The following is a 14134-nucleotide window of genomic DNA, read 5'->3' as shown; positions in this document are numbered from 1 at the left end:
AATGAACGATGACTCGTTATCTTGATGTAAATGACCTAAGCCAACTGGTGGCCAGCAAGGGCCTCGCTGTGTGTCTTGCCGAAATGGCTGAGTGCATCCGCGAAGACTATGCCCGCTGGAGCGACTTCGATAAGTGTGCCCGTCTAGCTAACCACTCTGAGAACGGCGTTATTGAGTTGATGCCTGTCTCGGATGCTTCGCTGTATGCCTTCAAATATGTGAACGGGCATCCAAAAAACACCTTCAACAACATGCTGACCGTAATGGCATTCGGTGCATTAGGCGATGTAGATACTGGTAAGCCAGTCCTGCTGAGCGAAATGACCCTTATTACGGCGATTCGGACCGCAGCGACCTCTGCCTTGGTCGCCCGTTATATGGCCCGCCCTAGATCCCGTGTTATGGCATTGATCGGTAATGGCTCGCAAAGCGAGTTCCAGGCGATTGCATTCCATACAATGGTGGGGATTGACGAGGTGCGTCTATTTGACATAGACGCTAACGCTAGCAAAAAACTGGCGAAAAACTTGAAAAGCTACCCAGCACTGAAAGTGGTGATCTCTCCTTCTGCTGCCGAAGCTGTGCGAGGTGCGGATATCATCACCACAGTCACTGCCGATAAAGCATACGCCACGATCCTAACTCCTGAAATGATCGAACCTGGTGTACACCTGAATGCAGTAGGTGGAGATTGCCCAGGCAAGACTGAACTGCACCGGGACATTGTCGAGCGTAGTCGCGTAGTAGTCGAGTACGAACCACAGAGTCGTATTGAAGGTGAAATTCAGCAGATGCCTGCCGACTCGCCAGTGATTGAGTTCTGGCAAGTAGTGAATGGCCAGGCGTCGGGCCGTGAGCATGAAGAGGAAGTGACGCTGTTTGACTCTGTAGGGTTCGCGCTCGAAGACTACTCTGCACTCCGTTATATCCTGAATATCGCGAAACAAGGGAACTTTGGTAGCGAGATCGAGTTGGTGCCAGAACTAGATAATTGTAAAGACCTGTACGCTCGCCTACTCAATGTGAAATCCCCGGCCGAGCGCAAGCGCGCGTAACTTAATAGGGCAAGGTATGCTGCGCACAGCTTACCTTGCCCAGTCCCACTTAAATAGTGAAACACTCTTAGCCAGAGATTCTTCCTAGCAATTAATTGTCTCGCAAAATCAACTTAAAGAGTGATCTGTCTTTAGTGACCCTGGGCATTACATTCACTCTAGCAATCATTTGATAAAAGCTTAGATGCGCTCTGATGCCGTCTTCAAAATTGTAGCGCCCCGCTAAGACAATTAATTGATACGAGTGCTAGCGCTTAGTTATATTTTCAGACTGATTGACTTCTCGCACGATCCTTAATAATCAGCTCGGGCAGCGAAATAGTTTTGCACTGATTAGCATAAACTGCACTGACTTTGAGATCTTTGTGTTGTGCTAACACCCGGTCTCGCTCGTAACGGCTCAACATCAGTTTGGTTCAACAGGATCTAGTCCCATGAGTGTTAACCGAATTTCCATTCAATGGAAGATCACCTTGCTGGCCGGACTGTGTCTACTGGCCATTGTCGCCACACTTATAAGTATCTCGCTGTACCGCATGCACGCAGGGACCACGCTGGTCAAAGCTAACAACGCGCAAATGCTTGAAGCCTCAGCACGGGAGCGCCTGAAGGGAGAGGGTAAAATCCAGGCCCTGACGATACAAAGTTATTTGATGGCGTCTTACCAAAACGGTCTAAACTTCTCCCGTTATGTACTTCTACAACGTCTTCAAGCGCAAAAGCTGCGAATCGAAAGTAAGGTGCTTCGTGACGAGCTTAACCAACAAGTGAAGGCGGTACTTCAGGCCAATCCGCAATTGCTCAGCCTCTACCTGGTGTTCGAGCCTGATGCGCTGGCGGGCGATGATGCCATTTTTGCAGGCCGTAGCGGTGTTGGCAGTAATGAAAACGGCCGCTTCGCCACCTACTGGGCGCAGCGCGGCGGGCAACTCAGTAGCCTTGCAGTGACCGAGGACATGATCCGCGATGTCACGCCCATGCTTGACGGCAGCCCCTCCAATACTTGGTTCAACTGTTCTAGGCAGTCTCTGCAACCCTGCTTGCTAGAACCATATTTTGATGACACGTCGGGTCAGAAGACTCTCATAACGACCCTGACATTCCCAGTTCTCGAAAACGGCAGAATGTTAGCGGTAGTTGGCATGGACATAAGTCTAAGCAACTTGCAGCAACTGGCCTCCGACGGCAGCATGGGTCTTTATCAAGGCAAGGGCGCCATCAGCATCATCAGCCCAGCAGGCCTCTTGGCGGGCCACAGCAGTGATTCCAGCCTTCTCGGCCTGACACTGGCCAAGGCCTATCCGGAGGAAGCGAAAGGACTACTGGACCTGCAACGCCAAGGCCAACCGCACGAGCAACAGACCGGCGGCCACTTACAGGTACTGTCGCTGCTGCAACCGATACCGGGTGCGCGGCCGTGGGCCGTGCTGCTGGACGTGCCGATGGGCACCTTGCTTGCGCCGGCGTTGGCTCTGCAAAAAGACCTAGACCAACGCAACGCACACGGGACTTGGCTGGAACTGGTGTTCGGGTTGGCCGCAGCTATCGTCGGCTTGTTGCTTGTGTGGTTAACAGCGCGGGGGGTTACCCGGCCGATCCTCGGTGTGGCGTATATGCTCCAGGATATCGCCAGCGGCGAGGGCGACCTGACCCGACGCTTAGACTATGCGCGCAAAGATGAACTCGGCGAGCTGGCCGGCTGGTTCAATCGCTTCCTCGACAAACTGCAACCGGTGATCGCTGACGTTAAGCGTTCGGTGCATGACGCTCGCAACACTGCCGACCAGTCCGCCGCCATTGCAAGCCAGACCAGCGCTGGCATGCAGCAGCAGTACCGCGAAGTGGACCAGGTAGCCACAGCATCTAACGAGATGAGCGCCACTGCCCAGGATGTCGCGCGCAGCGCGGCGCTGGCCGCGGATGCTGCCCGCGGCGCTGACCAGGCTACCCGTGAAGGCCTGAGCGCGATCGGCCGTACCACCACTGCCATCGAAGCTCTCGCCCGCGACATGAGTAGCGTCATGAGCCAAGTCGAGGGTCTGGCGGGCAATAGCGACCAGATTGGTCTGGTGCTGGAAGTGATCCGTAGTATTGCGGAACAGACTAACCTACTTGCACTAAATGCCGCCATTGAGGCGGCCCGGGCCGGAGAAGCCGGGCGTGGCTTCGCGGTAGTGGCCGACGAGGTGCGCAACCTTGCCAAGCGGACTCAGGACTCGGTGGAGGAAATCCGTCAGGTCATCGAGGGACTGCAGGCCGGCACCCGCGATGTCGTCGAGTCCATAAACAGCAGTTACCAGCAGGCCCAGGGCAGCGTCGAGCAGGTCGAGCAGGCGGTGACCGTCTTGCGCCGGATCGGCGACTCTGTGTCGATCATCACTGACATGAACCTTCAGATTGCCAGTGCCGCCGAGGAACAGAGCGCGGTGGCTGAGGAGATCAACCACAATGTGGCGGCGATCCGCGACGTTACAGAATCACTTTCAGGCCAAGCGGCGGAATCGGCACAGGTCAGTCAGTCGCTGAACCGCTTGGCCAGCCATCAGCAGGGACTGATGGAACAGTTCAAGGTCGTTTGAGTTAATCGGTCCGCTCCTGCAAGTGACTGAGCAAGCGTCGTAGTTGAAGAGTGGATTGGTATACAATCAACTGACAACGGATAAGCTCTGTAGGCTGAACGACGATAAACTGCTATGACATTCCAGGTAAAACAGTGATGAACATGCGGTTTTCTCAGCAGCAATCAGCGGTTGGCTTGAAGGTCGCGCTGAGAATTATCAGGGCTTGGGACGCGACACCTCAGCAGGCATGCCGCATCCTCCGGATCTCCCTCTCTACGTATCGACGGGTTATGAAGGATGGGGATGGCTTGCGACGACTGGATCGAGACCAAGAGCAGCGGATCGGTTTTGTGCTTGGCATACACGCCACACTGAGAAGCGTCTTTAGTAATCAGGCCAACGTCCAGAGCTTTCCTCGACTTAAAAACGGGAATGAGTTTTTTGATGGGCGCTCTCCTCTTGAGGTCATGGCGCATGGAGGCATGATCTCCTTGTACGAAACCTACAAGCGATTGCTAGAGCTTCGACAAGCGCTGTAGCTCGGCCGTTGCCCAAGTGAATATTTTCAATACATACAACGGGTCCCTGAATGCTTCGGGACTCGGCCCTGGTGGCTTGCGAAATGTCACTCGCAGTAGGAATGGTGACTGTAGCAGGTGGACGTTTTCTCGAAAGCTTTTATGACCGTTGCATGGACTTGTATTTCGACCTGGCTTGCAAGCTTCAGAGTTAAACACAGGACCAAATCCGCGAAGTGTTAGAAACCCGCTTGTGGGAAATCGAAAATCCTTTGATCGTATTCGTCGATGACATTGACAGATAGAGACAGATTCGCGTTGTCCTGACACAAGCAAAAGCTAATGCTAACCTACCTAGTACCATTCTTTCAGCCTAGCATTGTAGAAAAGGCTCTTATTCCAAAACTAATGGAGATGCTTGAGCACTCCTGAGAAATATTGTTTAAGCAAACTGTGGTCTACCAACGACTCCAACTGCTCTAACACATGCTCTTTTGGGGGGAGAGGGGTTATCCCAATACCTAGACTCTATGCGAGCGAGGCTAAAGGCTTTCCACGCCCTTCCCGTTTCCTCCCAGGATATTTGGGGCCCAAATCAGCAGTTGGTGAGAATTCGGTGGCATACTTCCCTATGTTCCTAGGTGCAACGGAGACCGAAGACACTTCAAATGCGATGATATAAGTGACTGACGCAGCGCAATAATTGGACATCAAAACCTCCACTACTGAAGCCTCCGCAACACCCCGCGACTGGTGCATGGATAGCGCTGCAGCACTATTTTCTTGAAAATTAAAGCTATATTTTGCTCGTCATCATCATCTCCCTCAAGAAGGAATACTTGACTCATTAATTAATTCATCCAAAATCTTTGCAATCCATGCTTGAAAAGCACTGAGCTCCGCGTCACTTTGAGATCCTGCGTTAGATGCTTGATAGATACTCCGCACACTCATTATTTTTTCTACTTTAACCTCTTGGTTGTCTGCGAAATATTTCCCAGATGCGATGCGATATGCATAGGTATCTATATGATCCTTGCCAGTGTCCATCGTAACTCTCGTAAAGTCCAGCACGGGGTGCACCACCCATTTGGCCGCTTTGTTCATTCTCGGGGGTAAGGCCAACTGGACTCCTACTATGGCCTGGTGAGCATTCGGTCTGTCCAAGCTATTGAGAAGATCAAGAGCCTCCTGACCGGTTTCACAAATCACAACGTCAATTACATCATCCGGCGTCCGAAGATCCAAAACACAAGCCAGAAGGAATGTCGACTGGCCTTTTGTGAGAAGCGTTTCAGCAAAGGTTTCCATGCTCACTCGTAGCTTAGGCATAACGCGTCGCTCCCAGAAAATGAACACTATAGGGTGTAGCACTATAGGATTCAAAGAGGCTTGATCATACCTTTTGTGGATTAAGCGCAAATGGAGCTCAGGCAGGCCTTCGCCCAAGCATTACGGAAGACCCGCAACAGTCGCGGCCTCACGCAAGAAGCCTTTAGCGATGTCAGCGGTCGTACTTATCTCAGCGCCTTGGAGCGCGGCCTTAGAAGCCCTACCCTAGACAAGGTTGTTGAGTTGTCAGAGCGAATGGGCGTCCATCCGCTCAGTCTACTAACCGAGGTTTTTTTGCTAGCTGACGAAGAAAGCGATATCGAAGCGCTTCTTGCCAAGGTCAGAAGCGATCTCTTGTAACAGGTGCTTTTTAGGGGGGGGTCTACGATGCTCAAGACGTCGAGGATCGGCCGCGCTACTCTAGAACGCGTGAAGAGCCTCGGCGGAATGAGTCGAACGAGCTTGCAGTTCCGGTCAGAAACGAAGGCGCCCTCATTTTCGCGGGTTCGGACGCGCCTCTTTCGGAAGATGTGCAGGCAAAGCCGAGAACGACCCTCGCACCATAACCGCGTAGAAATGCTCCCCCCCCCCTCTTAGCACCGAGGGCAGGTAACCACCTGGGCTGCGATCGTTTGGCTAGAGGCCTAGGTGTGGCTATCTAAAACCGCGTAGGGCTCGTGGCGAGCGGGATGGGTAGGCTGGATGAGAATGCTTAATGTCGCTTCGACCCTGTGAGGTCATCGCTGCCTTCTGGAGGCTGGTTCGGAGGTATTGAGGGAACTGGATGTCTCTCCGCCAGGCCCCATCGCGGATGGGGCTGGCTTACCTTTCTTAATGACTCACATTCTTGCGATCTTACCGAGCCCTTTCTGACCTCTTGCTTCAGTGCAGCCAGTAATTACTCACCTATACTCCACTTAGAAGTAATTGGATAACGACGGTCTCTCCCGAACCCCCTCTCAGTTACTCGAGGGCCAACCGCAGCTTGGCGTCGCTTATACTCATTCAAGTCAACAAGCCTAATAACCCTGTACACAATCTCTCTGTCGAAGCCTTCATCAATGATGGCATCTGCGGAATAGTCATGTTCAACATACAACCGCAAGATCTCATCCAGAACAGGATACGGCGGAAGTGAATCTTCGTCCTTTTGATCAGGTGCAAGCTCTGCTGACGGTGGACGGTCAATCACACGTTGCGGGATGACATACCCAAGCGTATTCCTGTATTCACTCAGCTTGAATACAAGCGTCTTAGGGACATCTTTCAATACATCGAACCCACCGGCCATGTCACCATAGAGCGTCGCATACCCAACAGCCATCTCACTCTTGTTACCAGTGGTCAGCACCAAGTATCGTTTCTTATTGGAGATGGCCATGAGAATCACACCACGACAACGAGCCTGTAGATTCTCTTCCGTGGTATCTTTCGCCAATCCAGCAAACTCAGATGCCAAAGTATTGAGGAAAGCCTCAACCATCGGCTGAATAGGCATGACGCTGTATTTAACCCCCAGCAAATCCGCTTCTTCTTGGGCATCGTCCTGACTTATTTGTGCAGTATAGTGATACGGCATCATTACCGCTTCAACATTCTCTGCACCCAACGCATCAACAGCTACAGCCAAACTCAATGCCGAATCAATACCACCTGACAGGCCAAGTACTACTCCCTTAAAGCCGTTGCGCTGTACGTAGTCCCTCACGCCAGTTACAAGCGCTTGGTAAACGCTAGCTTCGACGCTCAGCAGCTCTGACTTTTCACCTGAAATCGGTGTAACTTTTTTGCCGTCGTTCTTAAAGTCAACCGAGTGTAGACCTTCTACGAATGCCGGAGCACGCTGGATAACTTGGCCATTACCGTCGACAACAAAGCTATTACCGTCGAAGACGAGCTCATCCTGGCCGCCGACTTGGTTGACGTAAACCATTGGAATCAAGCACTCATTTGCTCTCTGAGCCAAGAGCTCTTCACGCTCAGCTTGTTTACCTCGATGGAACGGCGAGGCGTTCAGCGTCAGCATAAGTTGTGCGCCAGCATTACATGCTAGACGCAGTGGCTCAGGGAACCAAATGTCCTCGCAGATACCAAGCGCTATCTTCACCCCGAATAAATCAACGACGCAGGGCTCGTGTCCAGGTACAAAGTAACGCTTCTCGTCGAACACACGATAGTTTGGAAGCTGCTGTTTGTAATAGCGCGCTACCTCTTGCCCATCTGCGAAAATCCCGCAGCTGTTGTAGCGATGACTTTGAAGTTCTTCGTGGCCGGAGCCTTCCTCTACCCACGGAAAGCCGACCACGATCGCAATACCTTGAGCAGCGCTTTTAATTTTCGCTAGAGCTTTTTCAATTCGATGCTGCATGCTAGTTCGCAGCAGCAAATCTTCCGGCGGATAGCCGCAGAGAGTTAGTTCGGGGAAAACGATGATTTGGGCATTGAGCTCATCACGGGCCTTCCTCGCCGCTTCGATGACCTTTTCGACGTTACCTTGAATATCCCCTACCCGGATATTCAACTGAGCCATTACCACTCTCAAACTCTGCATGGTTCCTCCTACGCCTTGAGCGGGATTGCAAGATGCAGCGCTTGTCCGGACGGGAGGGGTGGCGACCAGGTGGGGATCTGGGCTTCGGAAGGGAAGCTCTATGGTGGCCATTTACTCGGAGCCGGGAGCGGCATCTTGCTGTAAATCTCACCATTATGCCCTAACCTTCCAACCAGTTTTGAAACCGTTGCACAACTGCCTCGAAAAAATTTACACTTTTTTTGGAGTTGTGCACTCGTGATTTTTGCACAACCTCTCACCTTATATACAAGCCTTTCTGAGACGTGTGTTGTGCACTTTCAAGGGGGGTAGAACTTGTTGGGCTTCTTTACCAAGTTCGGTGACGGCGCTTGCGACCTGGCGCCGCTGAGCGGGTTGGTGAAGAACCAGGTGCGGGCGATCGCACGCAGCTTCGGCGCGCCGGAGTCGCTGGTGGAGAAGGTGCCGACTGCCGACCTGGAAGATCTGGAGCCGGGCAAGCCGGACGAAGCGTCCCATGGCGTGACCTACCAGCAGATCGATGCCTTCCTCCATGGGCAGCCGGTGGATCAGGCAGCGTTCGACATAATCGTCGCCACCTACCGCAAGACCCAGCACAAGCGCGAACTGCCATTCGCTCCTTGATCAGGCTGTAGAAGAACCTGTGGCAGCGGGTTTACCTGCGAATGCAAGGGTGGATTCACCAAAGCATTCGGGGCGGTTCGGCGCCCCGATAAACCCGCTCCCACAGGGTTTGGCGTCAGGCTTTGTTTACTTGACGACGACCTTGCCCTTCATCATCGAGATGTGGCCTGGGAACGAGCAGAAGAAGCCGTAATCTGTGCCAGCAACCAGCTTGGCCACATCAAAAGTCAGCGAGTCCTTTTCGCCTGCACCAATGATCTTGGTGTGGGCGATGACGCGCTCATCACCGTCCTTCAGGTAATTCTTTTCGATCCCAGCGGCCAGGCCGTCGGTGGCGATCGGCTGCATGTCAGCTTCCTTGCTGATGACCACGTTGTGGCCCATGACGTTCTTCGGCAGGTTGCCGGAGTGAGTCAGGTTGACGGTGAATGCCTTGCAGCTCTTGTCGACGACGATCTCCTTGGTGTTGAAGGACATCTGGTCGGTCGAGTCGACAGTTACCGAGCACTCGGCTGCGAAGACAGAAGCGCTGGCGAGGGTCAGCAGGGATACCGCTACAGCTTTCGCAAACATCATGAATCTCCTTGGCAGGGTTTTATCAATTGCGAGACTGCCTGAAACCGTTCAGCCCCCTGCTGACATGGGTCAAGGGGGTGTCAAGTGGCCAGCCAGTAGAATTGTTCGATCGATTGTATACAACCAATCTAAGAGCACATCATGCCCTTTTAATGGACGATGGAACAACCTCTCATTTAGGAGCAATCGCAATGACCTTCACAAATTTCATGAACAGCCTACTCGCCGCCTATGCCCACGGGGCCACGGGTGCCACTTGCGAGTTCTCCCGTCCGGAGTGAAACCAGCATTGGAGACGTCAGACTATTCGCTTTACCCTGTCAGCGATATGACTGGAGAAACACGATGTCTGTACGTTCCGTTTGTGTGTTCTGTGGCGCCAGTATCGGCGCCAACCCCGCCTACCGTGAGGCGGCCATCGCGCTGGGCCAAGCCATTGCCCGCCGCGGCCTGACCCTGGTCTACGGTGGTGGCGCGGTCGGCCTGATGGGCACCGTCGCCGACGCGGCCATGGCTGCGGGTGGCGAAGTGATCGGGATCATTCCCGAAAGCCTGATGAACGCCGAGATCGGCCATAAAGGCCTGAGCCGGCTGGAAGTGGTCGACGGCATGCATGCGCGCAAGGCACGCATGGCCGAGCTGAGCGACGCCTTCATCGCCCTGCCGGGCGGCCTGGGTACACTGGAGGAGCTGTTCGAGGTGTGGACCTGGGGGCAACTGGGTTATCACGCCAAGCCGCTGGGGCTGCTCGATGTGAATGGCTTCTACGAGAAGCTGGGCGGGTTCCTCGACCACATTGTCGAAGAAGGCTTCGTGCGGCCGCAGCACCGGGCCATGTTGTTGCTTGAGCAGCAGGCGGATGAGCTGCTGGACGGGATGGAACGGTTCGAGTCGCCGGTTTTGCCGAAGTGGGTCGACAAAAAGCCTGACTGATCCGAGATATCGGGGCTGCTTTGCAGCCCTTTCGCGACACAAGGCCGCTCCCACAAAGCACTGCGTACGCAGATCAATGTGGGAGCGGCCTTGTGTCGCGAAAGGACCGCAAAGCGGTCCCAATAGGGGGCTGTTAGCGCGGAATGACGGGCTGACGCGGCTTCTTGCCCTTGCCGCCACCACCCTTGGCGGCTTCCTTGCGCTCTTTGGCCGCCTGCTGGTTGCGGGCAAACGCCTCGGCCTTGGCTTTCTCGCGCTTGTCCCACGGCTTGCTGCCATCGCTGCCCCGCGGTGGCAGGCCGGTGTGCTGGGTGAGGATCTTCTGATCCTTGCCCACCTTGTGGCTACCGGCCGGGGTCGAGTTCTTGCGGCGCGCGCTCTGATACGTGTCGGTCTGCGGCTGGTGCAGCGGGATCAGCTGATGCTTGCCCGGCCCGATCAGGTCGGCACGGCCCATGCGCTGCAACGCTTCACGCAGCATCGGCCAGCCCTTCGGATCGTGATAGCGCAGGAACGCCTTGTGCAGGCGGCGCTGCTCGTCGCTCTTGACGATCTCCACCCCTTCGCTCTTGTACGTGACCTTGCGCAGCGGGTTCTTGCCCGAATGGTACATGGCCGTGGCCGACGCCATCGGCGACGGGTAGAACGCTTGCACCTGGTCGGCGCGGAAGCCGTTGCCCTTGAGCCACAGGGCCAGGTTCATCATGTCTTCGTCGGTGGTGCCTGGGTGCGCGGCGATGAAGTACGGGATCAGGTACTGTTCCTTGCCCGCCTCTTTGGAGAACTTCTCGAACATGCGCTTGAAGCGGTCGTAGGTGCCGATGCCCGGCTTCATCATCTTGTCCAGCGGGCCACGCTCGGTATGCTCCGGAGCGATCTTCAGGTAGCCGCCAACGTGGTGGGTAACCAGCTCCTTGACGTACTCCGGCGATTCCACCGCCAGGTCGTAGCGCAGGCCCGAGGCGATCAGGATCTTCTTCACACCCGGCAAGGCGCGGGCCTTGCGGTACAGCTCGATCAACGAGCTGTGGTCGGTGTTGAGGTTCTCGCAGATGCCCGGGAACACGCAGGACGGCTTGCGGCAGTGCTTCTCGATGTCGTGGCTCTTGCAAGCGATGCGGTACATGTTGGCGGTCGGGCCGCCAAGGTCGGAGACCACCCCGGTGAAGCCCGGGACCTTGTCACGCATCTCCTCGATCTCGTTGAGGATCGACTCGTGGGAACGGTTCTGGATGATGCGGCCTTCGTGCTCGGTGATCGAGCAGAAGGTGCAGCCACCGAAGCAGCCTCGCATGATGTTCACCGAGAAACGGATCATCTCGTAGGCCGGGATGCGCTCCTTGCCGTAGGCCGGGTGCGGCACACGGGCATAAGGCATGCCGAATACGTAGTCCATTTCCTCGGTGCTCATCGGAATGGGTGGCGGGTTGAACCACACATCCACCTCACCGTGCTTTTGCACCAGGGCGCGGGCATTGCCCGGGTTGGTTTCCAGGTGCAGCACACGGTTGGCGTGCGCATAGAGCACCGGGTCGTTCCGCACCTTCTCGAACGACGGCAGGCGGATCACCGACTTTTCCCGGGTAACGCTCGGGCTGTCGAGGATCTGCACCACCTTGGCTTCGTTCGGGTCTTCCTGTTCGCCCTTGGCCTGCTCGATGGCGCAGGCCTGGGTGTCCTGGGTGTTCACGTACGGGTTGATGATCTTGTCGACGCGGCCGGGGCGATCGATACGGGTCGAGTCGATCTCGTACCAGCCTTGCGGCGTGTCACGGCGCACGAAGGCGGTACCGCGTACGTCGGTGATGGTCTCGATCTTCTCGCCATTGGACAGGCGCTGGGCCACTTCGACCACCGCACGTTCGGCGTTGCCGAACAGCAGGATGTCGGCGCTGGCGTCGATCAGGATCGAATGGCGGACCTTGTCCTGCCAATAGTCGTAGTGGGCGATGCGGCGCAGCGAAGCCTCGATGCCGCCGAGCACGATCGGCACGTGCTTGTAGGCTTCCTTGCAGCGCTGGCTGTACACCAGGCTGGCGCGGTCCGGACGGCTGCCGGCCAGGCCACCGGGGGTATAGGCGTCGTCGGAACGGATTTTCTTGTCCGCGGTGTAGCGGTTGATCATCGAGTCCATGTTGCCGGCGGCCACGCCGAAGAACAGGTTCGGCTCGCCGAGCTTCATGAAGTCGTCTTTCGACTGCCAGTTCGGCTGGGCGATGATGCCCACGCGGAAGCCCTGGGCCTCCAGCAGGCGGCCGATGATGGCCATGCCGAACGACGGGTGGTCGACATAGGCGTCACCGGTCACGATGATGATGTCGCAGGAATCCCAGCCGAGCAGATCCATCTCCTCCCTGCTCATCGGCAGGAAAGGTGCTGGCCCGAAGCATTCGGCCCAGTACTTGGGATAGTCGTAGAGTGGTTTGGCTGCTTGCATGTCAGTGACCGGTTCTGGTGTGCAGGGAAATCGCGGGCGCGGAATATAGCACAAATTTTGACCAAATCCGACGGTGGTTGTCGGATTCATGAAGCTGAGGCTTATTCGTCGTCGTCGAAGTTATACATACCCGGCGCAAGGTTTTCGAAGCGGGTGTACTTGCCGATGAACGCCAGACGCACGAAGCCGATGGGGCCGTTACGCTGTTTACCGATGATGATTTCCGCCACGCCCTTGTGCTCGGTTTCGGGGTGGTACACCTCGTCGCGGTACACGAACATGATGACGTCGGCGTCCTGCTCGATTGCACCAGATTCACGCAAGTCGGAGTTCACCGGGCGTTTGTTCGGCCGCTGTTCCAGGGAGCGGTTGAGCTGCGACAGGGCAATGACAGGGCAGTTGAATTCCTTGGCCAGGGCCTTGAGGGAACGGGATATCTCGGAAATCTCGTTGGTCCGGTTGTCACCGGCCGAGCCAGGGATCTGCATCAGCTGCAGGTAGTCGACCATGATCATGGCGATCTCGCCGTGCTCACGGGCCAGGCGGCGGGTACGCGCACGCATTTCCGAGGGGCTGATACCCGCGGTATCGTCGATGAACAGCTTGCGATCGTTGAGCAGGTTGACCGCCGAGGTCAGGCGCGGCCAGTCGTCGTCATCCAGCTGGCCTGAACGCACCTTGGTCTGGTCGATGCGGCCCAGGGACGAGAGCATACGCATGATCAGCGATTCACCTGGCATCTCGAGAGAGAACACCAGCACCGCCTTGTCGGTACGCAGTACGGCGTTTTCCACCAGGTTCATGGCGAAGGTGGTCTTACCCATCGACGGTCGACCGGCGACGATGATCAGGTCGGCCGGCTGCAGGCCGCTGGTCTTCTCGTCGAGGTCGGTGAAGCCGGTGGACACGCCCGTGATGTCGCTGTCGGAGTTGAACAGCGTGTCGATGCGGTCGATGGCCATGGTCAGCAGTTCGTTGACACCCACCGGGCCACCGGTTTTAGGCCGCGCCTCGGCGATCTGGAAGATCTGCCGCTCGGCATCGTCGAGGATTTCCTCGGCATTGCGCCCTTGCGGGTTGAAGGCGTTGTCAGCGATGTCGGTACTGATGCTGATCAGCTGGCGCAGGGTCGCCCGCTCACGAATGATCGCGGCGTAGGCCTTGATGTTGGCCACCGATGGGGTGTTCTTGGCCAGTTCGGCCAGGTATGCCAGGCCGCCAACCTGTGACGAAAGGCCTTCCTTGTCCAGCTGCTCGTGCAGGGTCACCACGTCGAATGGCTGGTTGGCATCGGCCAGCTTGTGCACGGCACGGAAGATCAGGCGGTGGTCATGCCGATAGAAATCGCCATCCGAGACCTGGTCCAATACCCGCTCCCAGGCGTTGTTGTCCAGCATGAGGCCACCGAGCACGGCCTGTTCGGCCTCGATGGAATGCGGCGGCACCTTCAGGGCAGCGGTTTGCAGGTCGAGCTGTTCGGAGTTGGTGATCTCGTTCATGGCCACGAAAAAATTCTGGAGGATGAAAAAGACAAAGGGCACGGCCTG

At 56.0% G+C, this 14134-nt stretch carries 10 protein-coding genes and 2 pseudogenes; 7 read left to right on the top strand and 5 right to left on the bottom strand.

What is annotated here, in order from left to right; translation table 11 throughout:
• The first annotated feature begins 8 nt into the window (after positions 1–8).
• The 4 genes and pseudogenes from CQW31_RS09440 to CQW31_RS09430 all read left to right on the top strand — a co-directional run bounded on the left by CQW31_RS09440 (position 9) and on the right by CQW31_RS09430 (position 4155).
• On the top strand, positions 9–1055 hold the full coding sequence (locus tag CQW31_RS09440) for an ornithine cyclodeaminase (protein ID WP_016712300.1): 1047 nt from the start codon (positions 9–11) through the stop codon (positions 1053–1055).
• Positions 1056–1489: 434 nt separating this feature from the next.
• A pseudogene (locus CQW31_RS32105) lies at positions 1490–2773 on the top strand (HAMP domain-containing protein); the annotation flags it as partial.
• A gap of 102 nt (positions 2774–2875) precedes the next feature.
• Positions 2876–3634 (top strand): methyl-accepting chemotaxis protein, encoded by a 759-nt coding sequence (locus CQW31_RS32100; RefSeq protein WP_371858375.1) that lies wholly within the window; start codon positions 2876–2878, stop codon positions 3632–3634.
• Between the two features lie 137 nt (positions 3635–3771).
• Positions 3772–4155: an antitoxin Xre-like helix-turn-helix domain-containing protein gene (locus tag CQW31_RS09430; RefSeq protein ID WP_016712301.1), complete on the top strand. Its 384-nt coding sequence runs from the start codon at positions 3772–3774 to the stop codon at positions 4153–4155.
• Between the two features lie 804 nt (positions 4156–4959).
• Here CQW31_RS09430 and CQW31_RS09425 read toward each other — a convergent pair.
• Positions 4960–5445, bottom strand: a complete 486-nt coding sequence (locus CQW31_RS09425; protein WP_016712302.1) for a hypothetical protein — start codon at positions 5443–5445, stop codon at positions 4960–4962.
• Between the two features lie 111 nt (positions 5446–5556).
• On the opposite strand from CQW31_RS09425, the gene CQW31_RS09420 reads away from it, so the two are divergent.
• Complete coding sequence (locus CQW31_RS09420) at positions 5557–5826, top strand: helix-turn-helix domain-containing protein (RefSeq protein ID WP_016712303.1); 270 nt, start codon at positions 5557–5559, stop codon at positions 5824–5826.
• Positions 5827–6364: 538 nt separating this feature from the next.
• Here CQW31_RS09420 and CQW31_RS09415 read toward each other — a convergent pair.
• A complete protein-coding gene (locus tag CQW31_RS09415) occupies positions 6365–8017 on the bottom strand; it encodes an NAD+ synthase (protein WP_016712304.1) in 1653 nt (550 codons plus the stop codon).
• Between the two features lie 315 nt (positions 8018–8332).
• On the opposite strand from CQW31_RS09415, the pseudogene nadE reads away from it, so the two are divergent.
• A pseudogene (nadE, locus tag CQW31_RS09410) lies at positions 8333–8641 on the top strand (NAD(+) synthase); the annotation flags it as partial.
• A 126-nt stretch (positions 8642–8767) separates the two neighbouring features.
• Here nadE and azu read toward each other — a convergent pair.
• On the bottom strand, positions 8768–9214 hold the full coding sequence (gene azu, locus CQW31_RS09405; RefSeq protein ID WP_054887849.1) for an azurin: 447 nt from the start codon (positions 9212–9214) through the stop codon (positions 8768–8770).
• Positions 9215–9562: 348 nt separating this feature from the next.
• On the opposite strand from azu, the gene CQW31_RS09400 reads away from it, so the two are divergent.
• Entirely contained in the window at positions 9563–10150 is a 588-nt protein-coding gene (locus CQW31_RS09400) for a TIGR00730 family Rossman fold protein (RefSeq protein WP_054887850.1), read from the top strand.
• A gap of 133 nt (positions 10151–10283) precedes the next feature.
• Here the strand turns inward: CQW31_RS09400 and CQW31_RS09395 are convergent, their stop codons facing one another.
• Both CQW31_RS09395 and dnaB read right to left on the bottom strand, forming a co-directional pair.
• Positions 10284–12587, bottom strand: a complete 2304-nt coding sequence (locus CQW31_RS09395; RefSeq protein ID WP_099814353.1) for a YgiQ family radical SAM protein — start codon at positions 12585–12587, stop codon at positions 10284–10286.
• Between the two features lie 101 nt (positions 12588–12688).
• A complete protein-coding gene (dnaB, locus tag CQW31_RS09390; protein ID WP_054887913.1) occupies positions 12689–14086 on the bottom strand; it encodes a replicative DNA helicase in 1398 nt (465 codons plus the stop codon).
• Between the last annotated feature and the right edge of the window lie 48 nt (positions 14087–14134).

The sequence above is a fragment of the Pseudomonas sp. 382 genome, from assembly GCF_002759075.1.
Classification (GTDB): domain Bacteria; phylum Pseudomonadota; class Gammaproteobacteria; order Pseudomonadales; family Pseudomonadaceae; genus Aquipseudomonas; species Aquipseudomonas vlassakiae.
The sequence above is the reverse complement of the archived record's forward strand: the minus strand, read 5'-3'. Positions and strand labels throughout refer to the sequence as shown.

Excerpts from the sequence above, each read along its gene's own strand:
- CQW31_RS09440 (WP_016712300.1), top strand. The coding sequence starts at position 9 with ATGACTCGTTATCTTGATGTAAATGACCTAAGCCAACTGGTGGCCAGC.
- CQW31_RS32100 (WP_371858375.1), top strand. The coding sequence starts at position 2,876 with ATGCAGCAGCAGTACCGCGAAGTGGACCAGGTAGCCACAGCATCTAAC.
- CQW31_RS09430 (WP_016712301.1), top strand. The coding sequence starts at position 3,772 with ATGAACATGCGGTTTTCTCAGCAGCAATCAGCGGTTGGCTTGAAGGTC.
- CQW31_RS09425 (WP_016712302.1), bottom strand. The coding sequence starts at position 5,445 with ATGGAAACCTTTGCTGAAACGCTTCTCACAAAAGGCCAGTCGACATTC.
- CQW31_RS09420 (WP_016712303.1), top strand. The coding sequence starts at position 5,557 with ATGGAGCTCAGGCAGGCCTTCGCCCAAGCATTACGGAAGACCCGCAAC.
- CQW31_RS09415 (WP_016712304.1), bottom strand. The coding sequence starts at position 8,017 with ATGCAGAGTTTGAGAGTGGTAATGGCTCAGTTGAATATCCGGGTAGGG.
- azu (WP_054887849.1), bottom strand. The coding sequence starts at position 9,214 with ATGTTTGCGAAAGCTGTAGCGGTATCCCTGCTGACCCTCGCCAGCGCT.
- CQW31_RS09400 (WP_054887850.1), top strand. The coding sequence starts at position 9,563 with ATGTCTGTACGTTCCGTTTGTGTGTTCTGTGGCGCCAGTATCGGCGCC.
- CQW31_RS09395 (WP_099814353.1), bottom strand. The coding sequence starts at position 12,587 with ATGCAAGCAGCCAAACCACTCTACGACTATCCCAAGTACTGGGCCGAA.
- dnaB (WP_054887913.1), bottom strand. The coding sequence starts at position 14,086 with ATGAACGAGATCACCAACTCCGAACAGCTCGACCTGCAAACCGCTGCC.